Here is a 19236-nt window from a genome sequence, read left to right on the forward strand (position 1 = left end):
CGCCTCGCACCGCGACGTCGTCCGAGGTGCCGGGCGGGCTCGCCTCGCACCTCGGACGCGGAACCCGGATAGGAGCAGGGCATCGTGGTGAACGCAATCCCAGCGCGGACGTGGCAGCAGGTGGTGTGGCGCCGAACGCGCCGCGTGCTGTCCTCGCGGATCGTCAACGCCCTCGCCGAACCCCACGGCGTCGACCGCTATTTGGGCCTGATCAATCCACTGTGGTCGGTGGACGAGGTGCGGGCGCTGGTCGTCGCGGTGTCCAGGCGCACCGCCGACACCACCACCCTGACGCTGCGCCCGAACGCCAACTGGCGCGGAGCCGAGGCCGGGCAGCACGTGCGGCTCTCCGTCGAGATCGACGGTGTGACCCGCACCAGGTGCTTCTCGCTGGCCAACTCGGCCGACCGCCGCGACGGCACGCTCGAGATCACCGCCAAGGTGAACCCGGCGGGCACCGTCAGCCGATGGCTCCGCGAGCACGCGAAGCCGGGTCTGGTGGTCGGGCTGTCGCAGGCCGGAGGCGGCTTCGCACTGCCCGACCGGCCCGGTGAGCACGTCCTGCTGATCAGCGGCGGCAGCGGCATCACACCCGTGATGTCGATCGCGCGGACCCTGCTGGCCCGCGGCCACCCCGGCCGGATCAGCTTCCTGCACTACGCGCGCCGCCCGGAGGACGTCGTCTACCGCGCGGAACTCGCGGACATGGCCCGGGCGCACCCACACTTCGCGCTCGCCCTCTCCTTCACCCGCCGACCCGGACGAGGGCAGTTCGACGGGCGGTTCGACGCCGTCCACGTCCGCGCGCTCGCCCCCGACTACCAGAACGCCCTCACCTACGCCTGCGGACCGGCACCGCTGCTCGCCGACGTCGGTGCGATGTGGACCGGGGAAGGCCTCGCCGAACGGCTGCGGATCGAGCGGTTCGCGCTGGCCCCCGCGCCATCCGCCACCGCCGAGCAGACCGCGGGCGAACTGCGGTTCACCCGCAGCGGCATCACCGCGCCGGCCGACGGGCGAACGCTGCTCGAACAGGCCGAGAGCGCCGGTCTGCGTCCCGAGCACGGCTGCCGGATGGGCATCTGCCACACGTGCAGCAGCGTCAAGTCCTCCGGTGCTGTGCGCGACGTGCGCAGCGGTGCGGTCAGCACCGAACCGGACGAGCGGATCCAGCTGTGCGTGATGGCCCCGGTCGGGGACGTCGACATCGCGATCTGACCGCGCGCGGACCGCGTGCGGCACCGACAGCCGAGAAGGAGCAGAAGGTGAGCCGAACCAGCGTTGCCCGCCTGACCGACGAACAGCTCGACGCGCTCGGCGCGGAGCTCGACGCGATCCGGCGGGAGCTGATCGACGACCTCGGCGAGCAGGACGCCGCCTACATCCGCCGGATCGTCGACGTGCAGCGGCGGTTCGAGGTCCTCGGCCGCGCGCTGCTGTGGGCCGGGTGGTTCCCGCCCGCCTGGCTGGCCGGGACGGCGGCGCTGTCGATCTCCAAGATCCTGGACAACATGGAGATCGGCCACAACGTGATGCACGGCCAGTACGACTGGATGGGCGATCCCGAGCTGAACTCCAAGATGTTCGAGTGGGACACCGCCTGCCCGTCCGAGCAGTGGCGGCGCACGCACAACTACGTGCACCACACCTACACCAACATCCTGGGCAAGGACCGCGACATCGGCTACGGCCTGCTGCGCATGCTCGACGAGCAGCGGTGGCGCCCGTACTACCTCGGCAACCCGGTGTACGCGTTCCTGCTCATGGTCGCGTTCGAGTGGGGCGTGATGCTGCACGACCTCGAGATCGACCGGATCCTCAGCGGCCGTCGCACGTGGTCGGAGACCAAGGGCATCCGCAGGCAGATGTGGCACAAGGGCGTCAAGCAGGTGCTCAAGGACTACGTGCTGTTCCCCGCGCTCAGCGGGCCGAACGCGCTGCCGACGCTCACCGGCAACGCGGTGGCCAACCTGGTGCGCAACGTGTGGGCGTTCAGCATCATCTTCTGCGGGCACTTCCCCGACGGCGTGGCCAGCTTCACCGAGCACGAGTGCGAACGGGAGTCGCGCGGGCACTGGTACTACCGGCAGATGCTCGGCTCGGCCAACATCCGCGGCGGTGCGCTGTTCCACGTGCTGAGCGGGAACCTGGGATTCCAGATCGAGCACCACCTCTTCCCCGACATCCCCTCGCCCCGCTACCAGCAGATCGCGCCGCGCATCCGGGAGATCTGCGACCGATACGGCCTGAACTACACCACCGGGCCGCTGAGCAAGCAGATCGGCAACGTCTGGAAGAAGATCTTCCGGCTCGCCCTGCCACCCCAGCACGGCAGCCGATCGCGCGGTACCCCGGCACTTCGCGATGCGAAGAAGGTCGCATGACCGCCAACCCGAGTTCTGCGCCCGCCCAAGACCCGCACGACCGCACCCCGGGGGAACGTGACGCGACCCGGCCGCGGAAACCGCCGAACGCGAGATCAACGCGAAACGCGGCCACCGCTGTGGATCGCGGGGAGGAGGGATGGGGATGAGCACCGCTCCGGACGCGGTCGGCGTCGCCCCTCCGGCCGCTCACGCGTGCTCGGCCTCCCGGATCTCGCTGATCGTCGCGGTCGTGGCGTTCGTGACCACATTGGACAACACGATCATCGCCGCCGCCGCGCCGTCGATCGGCCGGGAGCTGGGGCTGGAGCTGTCCACCCTGCAGTGGGTGAGCGTGGCCTACATGCTGCCCTACGGCGGCCTGCTGCTCGGTGCGGGCGCGCTGATCGACCAGTGGGGCCGCCGCCGCGCTCTGCTCGTCGCGTGCGCGTTGTTCGCCGCGGGTGCGCTGTGCGGCGGGGTGGCGCGTTCGGCCGAACTGCTGATCGCTGCCCGGGTCCTGCAGGGCACGGCGGCCGCCTTCCTCGTGCCGGGCACGCTCAGCCTGATCCGCACCGAACTGCCCGGCTCCGAGCGCGCCCGGGCCATCGCGGTGTGGACGGCGTCGCTGGCCGCCGCGCTCGCGCTGGGGCCGTGGCTGGGCGGGGCGCTGGCCGAGCACGCGCACTGGAGCTGGATCTTCCTGTGCAACATCCCGTTCCTCGCGGTGGCGGGCGGGCTGCTGGCGCGCACGGCGGAGCTGGTGCACCGCAGGCCCGGTGCGCCGGGGCGGGTGGGCTCGGCGGTGCTGGTCACCCTCGGCCTGGTGCTGCTGACCGCGTCCGCGGCTGCCTCGTGGGAGTCCGGCGCCTGCCAGCTCGTCGCCGCCGGGCTCGGGGTGACCGGGCTGGTCGTCTTCGCGGTGCGCGAACACCGCTCCCGCACCCCGCTGGTCCCCGCCGCCCTGCGCTCGAACCGCGTGTTCCTCGGCGCGAACGCGCTGATCCTGCTGTGGGGGCTGGGAATCAGCGGGATCGTGTTCTTCACCCCCGCGGTCTTCCAGGAGTCGCTCGGGCTGGCTCCCCAGGCGGCCGGGCTGCCGCTGGTCGTGGTCGCCGTCGCGGTGGTCGGCGCGACCCCGCTGGTGCCCGCCGCGACCAGGGCGCTGGGCGCGCACCGCGCGGTCTTCCTGGGGCTGCTCGCGCTGTCGGCCGGTCTGCTGCAGCTGGCGGCGGTCAACGACGAGACCTCGATGGCACCGCGGATCGCCGGTCTGGTGCTGGCCGGGATCGGCTCGGCGTTCACCGCCCCGATCACCGGGCGCGCGCTCGACCTCATCGGCGCGCAGGAGTCCGGTGCGGCCTCGGGGGCGCTGACCGCCTCGCGCGAGCTGTCGAGCGCGTTCGGGGTGGTGCTCATCGGTTTCGTGCTCACCGCGGTGCAGGCCGCCGAAGTGGGCGGTGGTGCTCCGCGGGGACCGGCGCTGGCCAGCGGGTACGCGGCGGCGCTGGTCGTCGCGGCCTCGCTGCAGGCGGCCGGTGCAGTGCTCGCGCTCGTGGTGCTGCGCGCGCGGCGAGCCGGGGGATCGACGTCGGCCGAGAATTGCGAGGGAGCATGAGCAGCACGGAGCTGACCGCGAACTCCGCACCGCGCGGTGCGGCTCAGTGGCGGGCATGGCTGACCGAACAGATCGCGGCGGTGACCGGGGCGCCGCTCAGCGAGCACGACGCGCACCGGCCGCTGCTGGAGTTCGGGGTGTCCTCGCGGGATGCGGTGGCTCTGGTGGCGCGGGCGGGCGAACTGCTCGGCCGGGAACTGCCGGGCACGCTGGTGTGGTCGGCGCCCACGATCGCCGAACTGGCCGAGGTGCTCGCCGGTGATCCCGCAGGTCGAGCGATGTCCGGAGCTCCCGGGCCCCGGCGAGCTGCCGAGGAGGACGTCGCGGTCGTCGGCCTGGCCTGCCGGATGCCCGGGGCGCACGCGGCCGAGGAGTTCTGGCGGCTGCTCCGCGACGGCCGGTCGGCCATCGGAGCGGTTCCGGCCGGGCGCTGGGAGCGGTTCGTCCCCGACGTGGCCGAGCGCGATCTTCCCGCCCGCGGCGGGTTCCTCGACGACGTGGCCGGTTTCGACGCCGAGTTCTTCGGGATCAGCCCCGGCGAGGCGGAGGTGGTGGACCCGCAGCAGAGGTTGCTGCTCGAGGTGGTCTGGGAAGCGCTGGCGCACGCCGGGATTCCCGCGGGATCGCTGCGGGGCACCGACTGCGGGGTGTTCGTCGGCCTGTCGGCCACCGAGTACGCGCAGCTGACGATGACCGACCTCGACCGCATCGACACCTGGTCGGCCACCGGCGCCGCGGCTTCGATCGCCGCGAACCGGGTGTCCTACCAGCTCGGCGTGCACGGCCCGAGCCTCACCACCGACACCGCCTGCTCCTCCTCCCTGGTCGCGGTGCACCAAGCCGTGCGCGCGCTGGTGGACGGCGAGGCCAGCGCGGCGATCGCCTGCGGGGTCAACCTCCTGCTGTCCCCGGCGATCACGCAGAACTTCCACCGCGCCGGGCTGCTCTCGGCCGACGGCCGGTGCAAGCCCTTCGACGCCGCCGCCGACGGCATCGTGCGCGGCGAGGGCTGCGGTGCCGTGGTGCTCAAGCGGCTCGGCGACGCCGAGCGCGACCAGGACCGGATCCTCGCGGTGATCAAGGGCAGCGCGGTCAACTCCGACGGCCGCTCCAACGGCCTCATGGCACCCAACCCGGCCGCGCAGCAGCAGGTTCTGGCGCGCGCCTACCACCGCGCGGGGCTGCGAGCGCGCTCGGTGGACTACGTCGAGGCGCACGGCACCGGCACGCTGCTCGGCGACCCGGTCGAAGCGGGTGCGCTGGCCGCGGTCCTCGGCGCCGGGCGCCGTCCGCGCCAGCCGCTGCTGATCGGCTCGGTGAAGTCCAACATCGGGCACCTGGAGGGGGCGGCCGGAATCGCCGGGCTGATCAAGGTGGTGCTGGGCCTGCGGCACGGGCGGATCCCGCCCACGCTGAACTTCACCGCCCCCAACCCGGGAATCGACTTCACCGGCCTGGCCGTCGTCACCGAAGGCACCGAGTGGCCGCGCTACAGCGGTGTCGCGCGGGCCGGGGTCTCGTCGTTCGGGTTCGGCGGGACCAACGCCCACGTCGTGGTCGAGGAATGGCCCCGCACACCTCCCCCGGTCCGCCGGGACTCCCCCGGCAGGCCGGAAGTCGTCGTGGTGTCCGGACGTTCGCCCGAGCGGCTGCGCACCCGGGCACGCGCGCTGGCCGACTGGCTCGACGGTCACCGCGACGAGGGGATCGCGGCGATCGCCGCGGCGTGCGCCCACGCCTGCGACGACGAGCCCGCCCGCGCCGCGGTGTCCGCGCGCGACAACGGGGAGCTGGCCGAACGGCTGCGCCGGATCGCCGGGGGAGCCCCGGTGCGCACCGCCGAGCCCCGCGGCCCCGGTCCGGTCTTCGTGTTCTCCGGGTACGGTTCGCAGTGGCCGGGAATGGGCCGCCGCTTGCTGGCCGAGGAACCCGCGTTCGCCCGGGCCGTCGACGGGCTCGCACCCGCGTTCCGCCGGATCGCCGGGGTCGAGCTGGCCGACCTGCTGTCCGGTGTGGACGACGGCACCGACGCACCCGTCTCGATCGAGCAGCTGGCGCTGTTCGGCACCCAGGTCGCGCTGGCGGAGCTGTGGCAGGCGCACGGGGTCCAGCCCGCCGCGGTCCTCGGTCACTCGATGGGCGAGGTGGCCGCAGCGGTGGTGATCGGTGCGCTGGAACCCGACGACGGGCTGCGCGTGATGCTGCACCGCACCGGGGTGCTCGACGAGCTCCAAGCGCGCGGCGCCGGGGCGATGGCGGCCGTCGGCCTGTCCGCCGATGAGGTGGCCGAGCTCGCTGAGCGCTTCGACGGGGTGGCCGTCGCGGTGCACGCCTCCCCCGCTCAGTGCACTGTGACCGGTCCGGCCGACCAGGTGCGCGCGCTGGTGGACCACGTGGTGGCGGGTGGCGGTCTGGCCCGGGTTCTGCTGTCCGGCGCGGCGAGCCATTCCGCGGCGGTCGAGCCGCTGCTCGACGGGTTCACCACCGCGCTGGGAGGACTCCGGCCCGCACCGGGAAGGCCGGAGGTCGCGTGCTACTCGAGCGTGCTGGACGATCCGCGGCGACGACCGGACTTCGGCGCCGGGTACTGGGCGGCGAACCTGCGCGAGCAGGTGCGCTTCACGCAGGCGGTCGCGGCGGCCGTAGCCGACGGGCACCGGCGGTTCATCGAGATCGCACCGCATCCCGTCGTGGCCGCGGCGATCGAGCAGACCGCGGCCGCGACCGGCGTCGACGACGTGGCGGTGATCCCGACCCTGCGTCGTGATCCCGGCGGGACCACCGGTGGTTTCGCGGCCGCACTGGCCGATGTCAGCGCCTGCGACGGGGCCGCCGTCCTGCGGCGCCGCTATCCCCGGGTGGTGCTCGACCTCCCGGCACCGGTCTGGCAGCACCGGCACTACTGGGTCGACACCGGTGGCCGGGCGGGCGCCCGGAGCGGGCACCCGTTCCTCGGCGAGCCCGTCGAGGTGCCGGGGGCGGAAACGCGGCTGTGGCGGGCCGAGATCGGGTCGGCGGCGCATCCCTGGATGGAGCGGTGCGCCGTAGCGCCCGCTGCCGTGCTCGTCGAGCTGATGCTGGCGGCGGCGAGAGCGGTGTCCGGCGCGAACGAGCTGCGAGACGTGGTGCTGCACGAGCCGCTGCCGCTGGCCGACCGCACGGTGGTGTCGGTCGCCGCGACGCCCGCGCGCGACCGCGGTCTGGAGCTGGCGGTGTCGGCCAAGGTGGGTGGTGCGTGGACGTGCTGCGCCACCGCCGCGGCCAGCGCCTCGGTGGAGGCCCTGGAGGGGGCGATCGGTGCACACCTGTCCGAGGTCAGGCACCCCGACGGCCACGGGAACTCGGGGTTCGCGCTGCACCCCGCGCTCGCCGAGGACTGCCTCCGCGCGCTGGTGCCGCCGACCGAGGACGGCCAGGCGCGCCGGGTCTTGCGGATCGGACGCGTGCACCTCGCCGGGGACCCCCGCCAGGTCGCCACCGTGGCGCGTTCCGGCCCGAGGTCGCTCCGCCTGCTCGACCGGACGGGCGCGGTGCTGGCCGGGATGGACGACGTCGAGCTGACCGAGTTCTCCCGCGCCGAGATCGTCCTCCCCCCGGAACGGCTCGCCTTCGGCACGAGCTGGGTGCCCGCCGAGCCTGCCCCGGGCGGCAGCGGGCGTTCCGGGGACTGGCTCGTGCTCCACTCCCCCGACGCGGACCCCGCCCCGCTGCTGCAACGGCTTTCCGAGCGCGGTCGCCGCGCCATCGCCGCGCCGCTGGACCGGTGCGGCGAGCTCACCGGGCTCGTCGAGGGGTGCGATGCGCTGGCCGGTGTCGTCGTGCTGCCCCCGACACCGGGTTCGCCGGGCGCGTTCGACGAGGCGCGCGGGTCGGTGCTGGCCACCGCCGCGGTCGTCGGTCAGCTGACCGAGCTCACCGGCCGGGGCTGGGCACCGCCGCGGCTGTGGCTGGTCACCAGCGGCGCCTTCGCGGTGCGCCCGGATGAAGCCGGACGACCGGCGGTCGCCGCGTTGCGCGGCCTGGTCCGGGTGCTGGCCTACGAGCATCCCGAACTGCACGTCACCGCCGCCGACTTCGACCACGGGTCACCGGCCGGTGCCCCGGAACTGGTTCCCGAGCTGCTGTCCGACCCGCCCGAGGACGAACTCGCGTGGCGGGGCGGCCGCCGTTTCGCGCACGTCGTCGACCAGGCCGCGCTGCCGTCCGGGCAGCCGCGGGTCCCGGTGGTCGGCGACGGCGCGTACGTGATCACCGGTGGGCTCGGCGGTCTCGGCATCGAGGCCGCTCGGTGGCTGGCTTCCGCGGGCGCCGGGCGGATCGTGCTGTCCGGCCGCCGCCCGCCGTCGGCGCGGGCGCGGGACGCGATCGAGGAGATCACCGCACGCGGCAGCGATGTCGAAGTGGTGACCGGTGATCTCACCGAGCCCGGCATCGCCGGAGAACTGGTGCGCGCGGCAACAGCGGGCGGTGTCGCGCTGCGCGGTGTGCTGCACGCGGCCGGGGCGCTGGCCGACAGCGCCGTGCTCGCCACGTCGTCCGAGGACCTGGCGACGGCTTGGCGCGCCAAAGCGGAGGGAGCGCTGCTGCTGCACGAAGCGTGCGCGGGCAGCTCTCTGGACTGGTGGTTGTCGTACTCCTCGGCCGCCGCGCTGTTCGGCTCTCCGGGCCAGGCCGCCTATGCGACCGCCAACGCCTGGTTGGACTCCTTCACGACGTGGCAGCGCGCTCAAGGCGTTCCCGCTTCGGCGATCCAATGGGGAGCGTGGGCGCGGATCGGGGCCGCGGTCGGCAAGCACAACCCCGTGCTGGAACCGATGCCACCGCGCGAGGCGATGGCCGCGCTGCCCGCCGTGCTCGCTTCCGGACGCGCGCACACCGCGATCACCCGCCTGCGCACCGACGTGGTGTTGGAGATGTTCCCGGGGCTGGCCGACCGCCCGTTCTTCTCCGAGCTGATCGGCGCTGCCCGGCCAGAACCCGGTGGGTCCGAGGGCACCGCTGCCGCAGCGGAGCTGCGCGCACTGTCCGAAGAGGATCCGGAGCGCGCCGGGGAGGCGGTCGCCGACCACGTGGCGTCGCTGATCGCCGAGATGATGTGGCTGGACTCGGCGAGCCTCGACCGGCACGCACCGCTCACCTCGCTCGGCGTCGACTCGCTGCTGGCGATGCGCGCTCGCGGCGCGCTGGAGCGGGACTTCGGCCTCACCCTCCCGCTTCCAATGCTGCTGAGGGGAGCGACCATCGCCGACGTCGCCGAGCACGTGGTCGCCGTGCTGCGCGGCGGGGACCGCGCACCGCAGCGCCGGGCAGGACGCGGCCCGGGGCCGCGCGATTTCGCCGAACGCTGGGTGGCGGGCGAGGTCGCGCGCGCCCTCGGCCTGGCCGACGGCGACCTCGGCGTGCACGTGCCGCTCACCGAGGTGGGCATGGACGGCGAAGCGGCCGAGCGGCTGCTCGCGGCCATCGGCAACGGACTCGCCAGGCCGGTCACCAGGGCGGAACTGCTCGCGAAGCCGACCATCGCCGGGATGGCCGAAGTGCTGCGCGAGGAAGTGGAAGGAGCGGTGACCGGCCCGGTGCGAGCGCTCGGCGGCGGTGGTGGCGCACCGCTCTACCTCTTCCACGCCGCGGGCAGCCCGACGGCCGTCTACCGGCCCTTCGTGGCGCAGTTGCGCAGCGACGCCACGTGCTTCGGCATGGAACGCCTCGACGAGCTCCGCACCGTGGAGAGCAAGGCGGCGCGGTACGCCGAGATCATCCGGCAGCAGCAGCCGACCGGCCCGTACCGGCTGGGCGGCTGGTCGTTCGGCGGGCTGCTCGCGTTCGAAACGGCGCAGCGGCTCGCCTCCGCCGGGCACGAGATCGAGCTGCTCTTCCTGATCGACACGATCCTGCCGCTGCCCCCGGCCGAGCACGCGCCCGAGCGCGCGCGGCTGCGCCGCTTCGTCGACTACGTCGAGCAGACCTACCAGGTCGATCTGGGGCTGCCCGACGGCGAGCTGGCGGCGCTGCCGGAACCGGAGCGCGACGCCCTCGTCATGCGCAGGCTCGCCGAGCGGGTCGCGGCGATGGGCCCGGCCGTGCTGGAGCACCAGCGAACGTCCTATCTGGACGCCCAGATCGCCGAGCAGTACACCCCGCGCCACTACCCGGGGCGGGTCCTGCTGTTCCGGGCCAAGGACCCGCACCCGCTGACGACCGCGCTCGACCCGCGCTACCTGCGCACCGACGACGCGCTCGGCTGGGACGAGTTCTGCCCGCGCCTGGAGACCGTCAAGGTCCACGGCGACCACATCACGGTCGTCGACATGCCGCACGTGGCGGTCGTGGCCGAGCGCGTCTCCGACGAGCTCGACCGCCGCGAACCCGCGGTCACGCCCCCGCACAGGGAGAAGAGGACGAGATGAGAGGAACACGACAACGCCGTCGCCGTTCGCCGAGAGCGCTCACCGCCGGGATCCTGGCCGCGCTGGTCCTGCCGCTCGCCGGAGCCGGAGCGGCGGCCGAACCGGACCCGCCGGCGGCCGACGACGGGGCGCGGGTGGTCGCCGAGACCTGGATCGACGAACGCACCCTCGACCTGAAGATCGAGACACCGGCGCTGCCCGGCACGGCCATGGTGCGGCTGCTGGTCCCGCGGGGCTGGTCGAAGGACGCCACCCGCACCTGGCCGGTGCTCTACCTGCTGCACGGGTGCTGCGATCCCGCCGAGTACCAGTCCTGGACGGCCTTCACCGACGTCGAGGAGTTCACCGCGGACAAGCCGGCGATCATCGTCATGCCCAGCGGTGGCGCGATCGGCATGTACAGCCAGTGGTGGAACTACGGGCTCAGCGACAAACCGGACTGGCCGACCTTCCACACCACCGAACTCCGCCAGATCCTGGAGCGCGGCTACAAGGCCGGGACGGACCGGGCCGTCGCCGGGCTGTCCATGGGCGGCTACGGGGCGATGGAGTACGCCAGCCGCTTCCCGGGGATGTTCTCGGCGGCGGCCGCCTACAGCGGTGCGCTCAACACGCTGGCGCCGCCGATCCCCGAGGTGACGCAGCTGAACATGATCGCGCAGGGGTTCCCGGTCTGGGGCGTGCTGTGGGGCGACCCGTGGTCGCAGCGGCTGCGGTGGATGGACCACAACCCCTTCGACAAGGTGGAGAGGCTGCGCGGCACGAAGCTGTTCGTCTCGGCCGGTGACGGCCAGCCCGGCCCGATCGAGGACCCGTCCGGTCCGCCCCCGGCCGGGTCGCTGCTGGAGGAGGTCGCCCTCGGCAACTCCCGGACGTTCACCGACCGGTTGCAGGCTGCGGGCATCCCGGTCACCACCGACTACTACGGCCCCGGCACCCACACCTGGCCCTACTGGGAACGCGCGCTGAAGCGCTCGTGGCCGCTGCTGGCCTCCGGCATGGGCATCGCCGGTTGAGCCCAGCACCGCTTGCCCCTCGCCCCGACTTGGAGGAATTCATGACGAGCACCTGGAGCGTCCGCGACACCGGCAGCACGGCCGAGGCGGACGCCGAGACCCTTCCCTCGGTGCTGGCCCGCTGGGCGCGCACCCGCGGTGCCGACCGGGCGTTCACCTTCGTCGACTACCGCGACGATCCCGCTGGCGCGCCGGTGTCGCTGACCTGGCGCGAGCTCGACGACCGGGTGAGCGCGGTGGCGCAGTGGTGCCAGCGGCACGCCTGCCCCGGCGAGCGGATCGCGGTGCTGGTCGAGCAGTCGCTGGACTACGTGATCGCGTTCCTCGGCGTGCTGCGCGCGGGGTCGGTCGCCGTGCCGATGTACGAGCCGAGCCCGCTGCCGGGGCACCTGACGCGGCTGGCCACCGCGCTCGCCGACGCCGCTCCGTCGGTGGTGCTGACCACCCGGCGGCACACCGACGCGGTGCACGACTTCCTCGACGAGCACGACCTCGACGCGCACCTGGTGGCCGTGGACGTGCTGCCGCACCGCCCCGGCGAGGAGTTCCGGCCACCGGCGCTGTCGCCGGACGACCTCGCCTACCTGCAGTACACGTCGGGCTCCACGCGGAACCCGGCAGGCGTGATGATCTCGCACGGCAACGTGGCGGTCGCGGCCGCGCAGACCGTGCGGGTGTACGAGGGAACCCCCGGCAGCGAGGTGGTGAGCTGGCTGCCGCTGTTCCACGACATGGGGCTGATCGTCGGACTGGCCGCACCGCTGATGGGCGGGCTGTCGTCGACCCTGCTGGACCCGCTGGCGTTCCTCACCCGCCCGGTGCGCTGGCTGGAGCTGATGGCCGAGGCGGGCCGGGCGATCACGGTCGCGCCCAACTTCGCCTACGGCTACACCGCGTCGCGCACCACCGACGAGGACAAGGCAGGGCTGCGGCTCGACGACGTGGCGACCTTCGGCGACGGCAGCGAGCCCGTCGTCGAGTCCACCGTGGACACCTTCTACGCGCGGTTCGCCGACTGCGGCGCGCGGCGGAGCATGTTCCGCCAGGGCTACGGGCTGGCCGAGGCCGTGCTGCTGGTGTCCTCCTCACCGGCCGGTGAACCGCCGAAGCCGCGGACCTTCGACCGCGAGCTGCTGGCCGCGGGCCGGGCGGTCGAGGTGGCGTCGGGGTCCACCCTGGTGTCGGCGGGACAGCCGGTGGAGCAGCGGGTGCGGGTGGTGGATCCGGACTCCCACCGGGTGCTGCCCGACGGCCGCGTGGGCGAGATCTGGACCAGCGGCCCGAACGTCTGCCGGGGCTACTGGGGCAGGCCCGAAGCCGAGTCCGCGGCGGTGTTCCGGGCCGTGGCGCGCGACGCCGACGGGCGGGAGGTCGAGCCCTACCCCGGCTGCCGGGGCTGGCTGCGCACCGGCGATCTCGGGGTGCTCGTCGACGGCGACCTGTTCGTCACGGGGCGGTTGAAGGACCTGATCATCGTCGACGGGCGCAACCACTACCCGCAGGACGTCGAGCACACCGCGGAGAACGCGCACCCGGCGGTGCGGCGGCACGCCGTCGTCGCGTTCGCGGTGTCCGACGAGACCGGTGAGCACGCGGTGGTGGTCGCCGAGCGGGCCAGGCAGGTGCCGCCAGCGGAGCTGGACCGCGCGGAAGTCGCGGCGGCCGTCCGCGAGGCGGTGGCCGCCGAGCACGGGCTGGCAGTGCGCGATGTCGTGCTCATCGAGCCCGGTGAGCTGCCGCGCACCTCCAGCGGCAAGGTGCGGCGCACCACCTGCCGCGCGGCCTACCTCGACGGCGCTCTCGTCACCGCCGCCTGACCGCGATGGCGACCACGGAAGCACCGGCGGTCGGCGAAGTCCAGCGCCAGCAGCCCGCGCCGTTCGCGCGCGGGCCGGTGCTGGCCATCGCCGCCGCGGTGGGCGCGGTTCTGCTGGCGGTCAGCGGCCAGTTCGGCTACTTCGGCGACGAGCTGTACTTCCTGGCCTCCGGCCGCTACCACTGGGCGTGGGGGTACGCGGACAACCCGTGGCTGCTGCCCGCGCTGGCCCGCGGGCTCGACGTGCTCTTCCCCGGCTCGGTCGTCGGCCTGCGGCTGCTGCCGATGCTGCTCACCTGCGCCGGAGTGGTGCTGGCCGCGCTGATCGCCCGCGAGTTCGGCGGCGGGCGGCGGGCGCAGGTGCTCACGGCCGGTGCCTACGCCCTGTCGTTCCAGCTGCTGGCGTCCGGGCACGTGCTGGCCACCTCGACGGTCGACCCGTTCTGCTGGGTGCTGGTGAGCTGGCTGGTGGCGCGCTGGGTGCGCACCGGCAGCGACCGCCTGCTGCTGGCGGCGGGGCTGGTCACTGCGGTGGCCATGCAGGGCAAGTTCCTCATCGCGTTCTTCTGGCTGGCGCTGGCCGCCGGGGCGCTGCTGGCCGGACCGCGCCGCCTGCTCACCCGCCCGCGGCTGTGGGCGGGCGGAGCGGTGACGGTGCTGGTCAGCGTGCCAACGCTGCGCTGGCAGATCGACCACGGCTGGCCCTACCTGAGCATGCACGAGGTGGTGGCCGAGCAGAACGCCCGGATGCTCGGCGGACCGGCGGCGATGATCCCGCTCGCGCTGCTCGCCTCCGGGCTGCTGGTGGGCGTGTTCCTGGTGTGCCACGGCGGGTACGCGCTGCTGCGGGCACCGGAACTGCGCCCGTACCGGTTGTTCGGCTGGGCATCGGTGCTGGTGCCCCTGATCTTCCTGGTCACCGCGAGCCGCTACTACTACGTGGCCGGGTTGTACGCGGTCCTGTTCGCCGCGTCGGCGGTGGTGATCGAGCGCCGCAGCACCGCCCGCTGGTGGCGGTGGGTGCCCACCTGGCCGGTGTACGCGCTGTCGGTTCCCCTGATGGTGTTCCTGGCGCTGCCGGTCCGCCCCGCGACGGCGTTCACCGGAGTGTCCGTGGTGGACTTCGTCGCGAGCGGGAGCTACGGCTGGACGCGCTTGGCCGACACCGCCGCCACCGAGTACTGGAACCTCGACCCCGGTGCGCGCCACCGCACCGCGGTCATGGGCGACAGCTACTGGCAGGCCAGCGCGCTGGACGTCCACGGCCGCGAACGCGGCCTCCCCCGCGCGTACGGCCCGGAACGCGGCTACTGGTACGCCGGGCACCCGCCGCGAGAGGTCGACCAGGTCCTCTACGTCGGAGGCGATCCGGCCTGGCTGCGCCAGTTCTTCGGCGAGGTCCGCCAGATCTCCGCGGTGCGCCTGGACGTCGAAGCCCAGGTGGCCAACCAGAACGTCCCGATCTGGCTGTGCACCCGCCCCACCGACCCGTGGCCGCAGCTGTGGACCCGCATGCACCGGCCCTGACCGCTGCTCCCCGCACGCAGAACTTCACTCTTCGGCCCGGCGGGGCACCCCCGCCGGAACGCTGCCCCGCCGATGTCGGCTGCCTGTGATTCGGCGCCACCAGGTGACGGGAAGACCTCTCAGCTGGCAGGCGCGCGGCCGAGGAGGAGGACCACCGCGCGGAGCGCCATTTCCAGGGCGAAACGCGCGTCCGGGTCGCGCAGCACCTGGCCGTACAGCGGCTCCAGCGCGTCGAGGCGCTCGCGCACCTGCCCGGTGGTGGTGCCCAGTCCAGCGGCGATCGCGGCCACCTCGCCACCGCCGCGGATCCACCACAGCAGCGTCTCGGCCAGCGGGAGCCAGCCGTCCGGGTCGAGCGCGATCAACCGGCCGAGGTGGCGTTCAACCAGTTCCAGCACCAACGCCTCATCGCTGAGCAGCAGGACGCTGGGCAGGTGGTCGCCGCACCAGGTCACCCGGCGATCCGGCAGCAGCCCCTGCCGCACCAGCGCCGAGGTCCGCCTGGCCCACCGCAGCGCGTTCGGGGCGTCGTGCAACGCCACCGGCCCGGTGACCACCAGCCGCCGTCCGGCGAAGGCGGAATCCCAGTCGACGACCACGTCGGCGGGGACCAGCACGCACGGCTCGCCCGCCTCCAGGTCGGCCAATCCGCCGGTCGGGACCTCGAACTCGCCCACCGGCCGGTCGGCGACCGCGACGACCACGTCCGGCGGCAGCGGCCACCGCGCGGCCACCGCCGCCTCTTCCAGCGCGGCGGCCGGTGCCAACGGCTCGTCCACCAGCAGGCCGAGCAACCGGCGGCGATGACGGGCCAGCGCCCTGAGATCGACCTCGGCCGCCAGGTAACCGTCGACGGCGGAGTTCGCCAGGGCGTCGACGTGGGCGATGATCTCCTCACCGAGCAGGGTCAACGTCCCGCGCGGAATCTGCGCGCGTTCGCCGACGGTCATGAACCTCCGCAGGCTCAGCCGCGCCCCGATGCGGTAGGCCCGGTGCAGGCCGTCCAGGCTCCGACCGGCCAGCATCTCGTTGCGCCCCAACGCCCGGTGGGTGTGCTCGCACCGCTGTTGGGGGCTGCCGCGGGCGATGCGCTCGATGAACCCGTGCAGCGACTCCGCCACACCGCAGCTGAGCGAGCCCACCCGGTCGGGGCCGACCGGCGGCCCGAGCTCGGGAATCTCGCGCCGGATCTCGTCGAGGATGCGCGCGGCCAGGTCGTCGACCTCCGGCCGGAGCAGCCCCGCCAGCCACCGCGGCAGGGTCTGCACCTGTGCGATCTCGGTGGACGTCGCGCTCATCGGCCACTCCCTCGGAGCCGGTCACGAACTGCCTGCTGTCGAGCAAGAAGAGCCTACTGGCGAGCACCGGGAGTCCGAACGGTCTTCTCGCGCGGCCGTCGGAGATGCTCAGCGGGAGCAGAGGAACGCCCGCCGGAATTAGCAGCGGTATCACAACAGCGGGCCCGGTGCGGAACGGGCGCTTGCCGCTTCGCACCGCAGCGGATTGAGTGGGAGGTCATCCGGGATCTCCGGGCACACCGCGCCCCACACCGATTGGACTTCCTGTGAACGCCTTTTCGCACGCCTGGCGCAGATCCGCGCGAACAGCTCACGGGCTGCGCGTGATGGCCCGCGCCGGAATGGTCCACGGACTCGCTCTCGGTCGAGCGCTGGGCGCGCTCAAGGAGGTGCGCCGCTGGGGGCCGCTGGTGAGCAGCGTGCGCTACTCCGCCCGCAACCACCCGGACTCGATCGCGCTCGTCGACGAGATCGGCCCGCTCACCTACCGCGAGCTCGACCTGCGGTCGACCGCGCTGGCCGCGGCCCTGCACGCGCGCGGGCTCCGCGCCGGAGCGACCGCAGCGGTGCTGTGCCGCGATCACCGCTGGATGATCGAGTCGATGCTGGCCTGCGGCAAGCTCGGCGCGCACGTGCTGCTGCTCAACACCGGGTTCGCCGGGCCGCAGCTGGCCGACGTGCTGGAACGCGAGCGGGCCGAAGTGCTCATCCACGACGAGGAGTTCACCGAGGTCACCGCCGCGGCTGGCGCCAAGCTGCCCCGCTACCTCGCTTGGCCCGGCTACGAACCCGTCCGCCCCGGGCCGCCCGCGCTGGAAACGCTGATCGCCGAGCGCCCCGAACCGAAGGCGGAGGCGCCGCCGCGGCCGGCCACCGTCGTGCTGCTGACCAGCGGCACCACCGGGTTGCCCAAGGGCGCCAAGCGGGAGGTCCGCTCCGGAACCACCGCTGCCGACTTCCTGGACCGGATCCCGCTGCGCGCCCAGGAATGCACCTTCATCGCCGCACCGGTGTTCCACGCGATCGGATTCTCCCAGCTGACCCTGGGATTCGCCCTCGGGTCCACTGTGGTCGTCAACCGGCGGTTCGACGCCGAGGAAGTGGCGCACGCCGTGGAGCGGAACCGGTGCTCGGCGCTGGTTCTCGTGCCGACGATGCTGCGGCGGATGCTCGATCACCACGGCGAGGCGCTGCGGGAACGGCTGGCGACCGTGCGAGTGCTGCTGGTCTCCGGGTCACCGCTGCAACCGTCGCTGGCCGAGCGGGCGCAGGAGGTGCTCGGCGACGTCCTCTACAACCTCTACGGTTCCACCGAGGCGGCCGTGGTGTCGGTGGCGACCCCGGAGGAGCTGCGCACCGCTCCGGGCACCGTCGGCCGAGCACCGCGCACCTGCGCGCTCCGGCTCTACGACGAGAGCGGAGCGGAGATCACCGAACCGGACGTGTCGGGCCGCGTCTTCGCCGGAGGCGCGCTGGCGTTCACCGGCTACACCGACGGCAACCGGGGAGCGCGCCGCAGCGGACTGGTGAGCACCGGCGATCTGGGGCACTTCGACCGCAACGGGCTGCTGTTCCTCGACGGCCGGGCCGACGACATGATCATCTCCGGTGGGGAGAACGTCTTCCCGGTCGAGGTCGAGAACCTGATCGCCCGGCACTACCAGGTCAAGGACGTCGCGGTCGTCGGGGTGCCGGACGAGGACTTCGGGCAGCGGCTGCGCGCCTTCGTCGTGCCCATCCCGGGATCCGGCCTGCGGCCCGAGGAGATCACCGACTACGTGCGCGCTTCGCTGGCCCGGCACAAGGTCCCGCGCGAGGTGGTGCTGGTCGACCAGGTGCCGCGCAACGCCACCGGCAAGGTGCTGCGGCGGGCGCTCATCGACCCGCGGCGCTGAGCGCAGCAGCCCGAAACCCGTTGCCGGTACCGGGAATTTCCGGTGCCAGCAGCGCCCTGTTCAGCGCCGTCGCGCCGGTGACCGCCGCTGCCGCTCGACCTCGGCGATGATCCAGCGCACCGGATACCCGCCGTCGTCGGCGTGGTGCTGCGCGCGCGGCACCCGGCGCCAGCGCCGGGTCAACGCACTGCCCGCAGCGGCTCCCAGCGCGTTGAGCAGCACGTCGTCGGTGGAGGTGACCCGGCCGCTGACCAGCAGCAGCTGCGTCAGCTCGATCCCGGCGGAGACCGCCAGCGCCGCCAGGAACACCTTCGGCGTGCGGCTCAGCCAGCGCACCCGCATCGGCGCCAGCACCCCGAACGGCAGCAGGAGCAGCAGGTTCCCGGTCAGCTGCAACCACGGCAGCAGGTCACCGGGCTCGGCGCGCAAGGCCACCAGCACGTCGGCGCCGGGCTGCAGTTCGATCCGCGATCCGGTCCCGGACTGCGGGGCGAACACGATGCCCCCGATGAGCACCGCGCTGTAGACCAGCGCGGCGTCCACGAACGGGTCGCGCGGCTGCGACCGAGAACCGACGAAGGTCCGCAGCACCAGCGAGACTGCGGTGGTCAGCACCGCCAGCGGAACCGGCGCGCACACCACCGGGAGGATGCCGTCCACGATCGCTGGAAGCTGGTCCACGAACACGCCCCGTCATCAGTGCCGCTCTCGAACTGCCCCCGGCCCGACTGCCGGATGACGGGCCTCGCCGCGGCCGGAGACCTCCTCCGGAGCACGCCTCAGCGAGCCCGCACACCGGTGATGCGCCACCTCCCGCCGATCTCCTCGGCGGTCACGCTCAGCTGCGCCCCACCCGAGCTGCTCTCCCCGGTATCCCCGCGGGTGGCGAGCTGGTCCAGGAAGACCACGACGTGCGCCCGCGATCCCTCCAGCGAGCGCACACCGGACGCTGCGACGCGGGATCTGAGCGTGAGCTGTTCCTGCTCGCGCACCGGCGCGAAGAGCCGCTCGTACTCGGCGACCGCCGGGCCCCCGAAGGCCTCGGCCACCGCGCGGCGCGTCGGCTCCGGGTCGTCGTGGCGGTAGGAGAACGCCGCCTCCAGCGCCGCGCCGACCTGATCGCGCACGGCAGCGGTGCGGGCGGCGTCGACGAGCGCCTCGTTGCCGGTACCGCGCGGCTGCACCGCGAACCAGCAACCCAGTCCGCTGAGGACGATGGCCAGCATCGCCAGGAACTGGGAGATCCGCAGGCGCAGCAGCACGATCCCGCGCTGCGGCCACCAGTGCCCGCCCACT

Annotated in this window: 11 protein-coding genes; 8 read left to right on the forward strand and 3 right to left on the reverse strand. The window is 73.5% G+C overall.

From position 1 onward, the window contains the following. Positions 1-84 precede the first annotated feature (84 nt). From F1721_RS29515 to F1721_RS29545, 7 genes are all read left to right on the forward strand, one after another. Positions 85-1218 carry a ferredoxin reductase gene (locus F1721_RS29515; RefSeq protein WP_246155386.1) on the forward strand — a complete coding sequence of 378 codons (1134 nt, stop codon included), beginning with the start codon at positions 85-87 and terminating at the stop codon, positions 1216-1218. Positions 1219-1265: 47 nt separating this feature from the next. Continuing rightward, complete coding sequence (locus F1721_RS29520) at positions 1266-2384, forward strand: fatty acid desaturase family protein (RefSeq protein ID WP_211840685.1); 1119 nt, start codon at positions 1266-1268, stop codon at positions 2382-2384. A 145-nt stretch (positions 2385-2529) separates the two neighbouring features. Continuing rightward, positions 2530-3981: an MFS transporter gene (locus F1721_RS29525; RefSeq protein ID WP_150070093.1), complete on the forward strand. Its 1452-nt coding sequence runs from the start codon at positions 2530-2532 to the stop codon at positions 3979-3981. Next, positions 3978-10388, forward strand: coding sequence for a type I polyketide synthase (locus tag F1721_RS29530; protein WP_150070094.1), 6411 nt, complete (start codon positions 3978-3980; stop codon positions 10386-10388). Before F1721_RS29525 ends, F1721_RS29530 begins: the two co-directional genes overlap by 4 nt. After that, positions 10385-11404: an alpha/beta hydrolase gene (locus tag F1721_RS29535; protein ID WP_150070095.1), complete on the forward strand. Its 1020-nt coding sequence runs from the start codon at positions 10385-10387 to the stop codon at positions 11402-11404. Before F1721_RS29530 ends, F1721_RS29535 begins: the two co-directional genes overlap by 4 nt. A 41-nt stretch (positions 11405-11445) precedes the next feature. Further along, positions 11446-13221 (forward strand): fatty acyl-AMP ligase, encoded by a 1776-nt coding sequence (locus F1721_RS29540; protein ID WP_150070096.1) that lies wholly within the window; start codon positions 11446-11448, stop codon positions 13219-13221. 5 nt (positions 13222-13226) lie between these two features. Further along, positions 13227-14747: an ArnT family glycosyltransferase gene (locus F1721_RS29545; RefSeq protein WP_150070097.1), complete on the forward strand. Its 1521-nt coding sequence runs from the start codon at positions 13227-13229 to the stop codon at positions 14745-14747. Positions 14748-14866: 119 nt separating this feature from the next. Here the strand turns inward: F1721_RS29545 and F1721_RS29550 are convergent, their stop codons facing one another. Further along, positions 14867-16045 carry a PucR-like N-terminal domain-containing protein gene (locus F1721_RS29550; RefSeq protein WP_150070098.1) on the reverse strand — a complete coding sequence of 393 codons (1179 nt, stop codon included), beginning with the start codon at positions 16043-16045 and terminating at the stop codon, positions 14867-14869. A 326-nt stretch (positions 16046-16371) separates the two neighbouring features. On the opposite strand from F1721_RS29550, the gene F1721_RS29555 reads away from it, so the two are divergent. Beyond that, a complete protein-coding gene (locus tag F1721_RS29555) occupies positions 16372-17940 on the forward strand; it encodes an AMP-binding protein (protein ID WP_211840686.1) in 1569 nt (522 codons plus the stop codon). Positions 17941-18000: 60 nt separating this feature from the next. Here the strand turns inward: F1721_RS29555 and F1721_RS29560 are convergent, their stop codons facing one another. After that, positions 18001-18621 carry a VanZ family protein gene (locus F1721_RS29560; RefSeq protein WP_150070100.1) on the reverse strand — a complete coding sequence of 207 codons (621 nt, stop codon included), beginning with the start codon at positions 18619-18621 and terminating at the stop codon, positions 18001-18003. 98 nt (positions 18622-18719) lie between these two features. Further along, positions 18720-19235: a hypothetical protein gene (locus F1721_RS29565; protein WP_246155387.1), complete on the reverse strand. Its 516-nt coding sequence runs from the start codon at positions 19233-19235 to the stop codon at positions 18720-18722. Between the last annotated feature and the right edge of the window lies 1 nt (position 19236).

The organism is Saccharopolyspora hirsuta (assembly GCF_008630535.1).
In the GTDB taxonomy this organism is placed as follows: domain Bacteria; phylum Actinomycetota; class Actinomycetes; order Mycobacteriales; family Pseudonocardiaceae; genus Saccharopolyspora; species Saccharopolyspora hirsuta.

Bases quoted from the DNA above. Each gene is read 5' to 3' on its own strand.
- F1721_RS29525 (WP_150070093.1), top strand. From the start codon at position 2,530: ATGAGCACCGCTCCGGACGCGGTCGGCGTCGCCCCTCCGGCCGCTCAC.
- F1721_RS29530 (WP_150070094.1), top strand. From the start codon at position 3,978: ATGAGCAGCACGGAGCTGACCGCGAACTCCGCACCGCGCGGTGCGGCT.
- F1721_RS29535 (WP_150070095.1), top strand. From the start codon at position 10,385: ATGAGAGGAACACGACAACGCCGTCGCCGTTCGCCGAGAGCGCTCACC.
- F1721_RS29540 (WP_150070096.1), top strand. From the start codon at position 11,446: ATGACGAGCACCTGGAGCGTCCGCGACACCGGCAGCACGGCCGAGGCG.
- F1721_RS29545 (WP_150070097.1), top strand. From the start codon at position 13,227: ATGGCGACCACGGAAGCACCGGCGGTCGGCGAAGTCCAGCGCCAGCAG.
- F1721_RS29550 (WP_150070098.1), bottom strand. From the start codon at position 16,045: ATGAGCGCGACGTCCACCGAGATCGCACAGGTGCAGACCCTGCCGCGG.
- F1721_RS29555 (WP_211840686.1), top strand. From the start codon at position 16,372: ATGGCCCGCGCCGGAATGGTCCACGGACTCGCTCTCGGTCGAGCGCTG.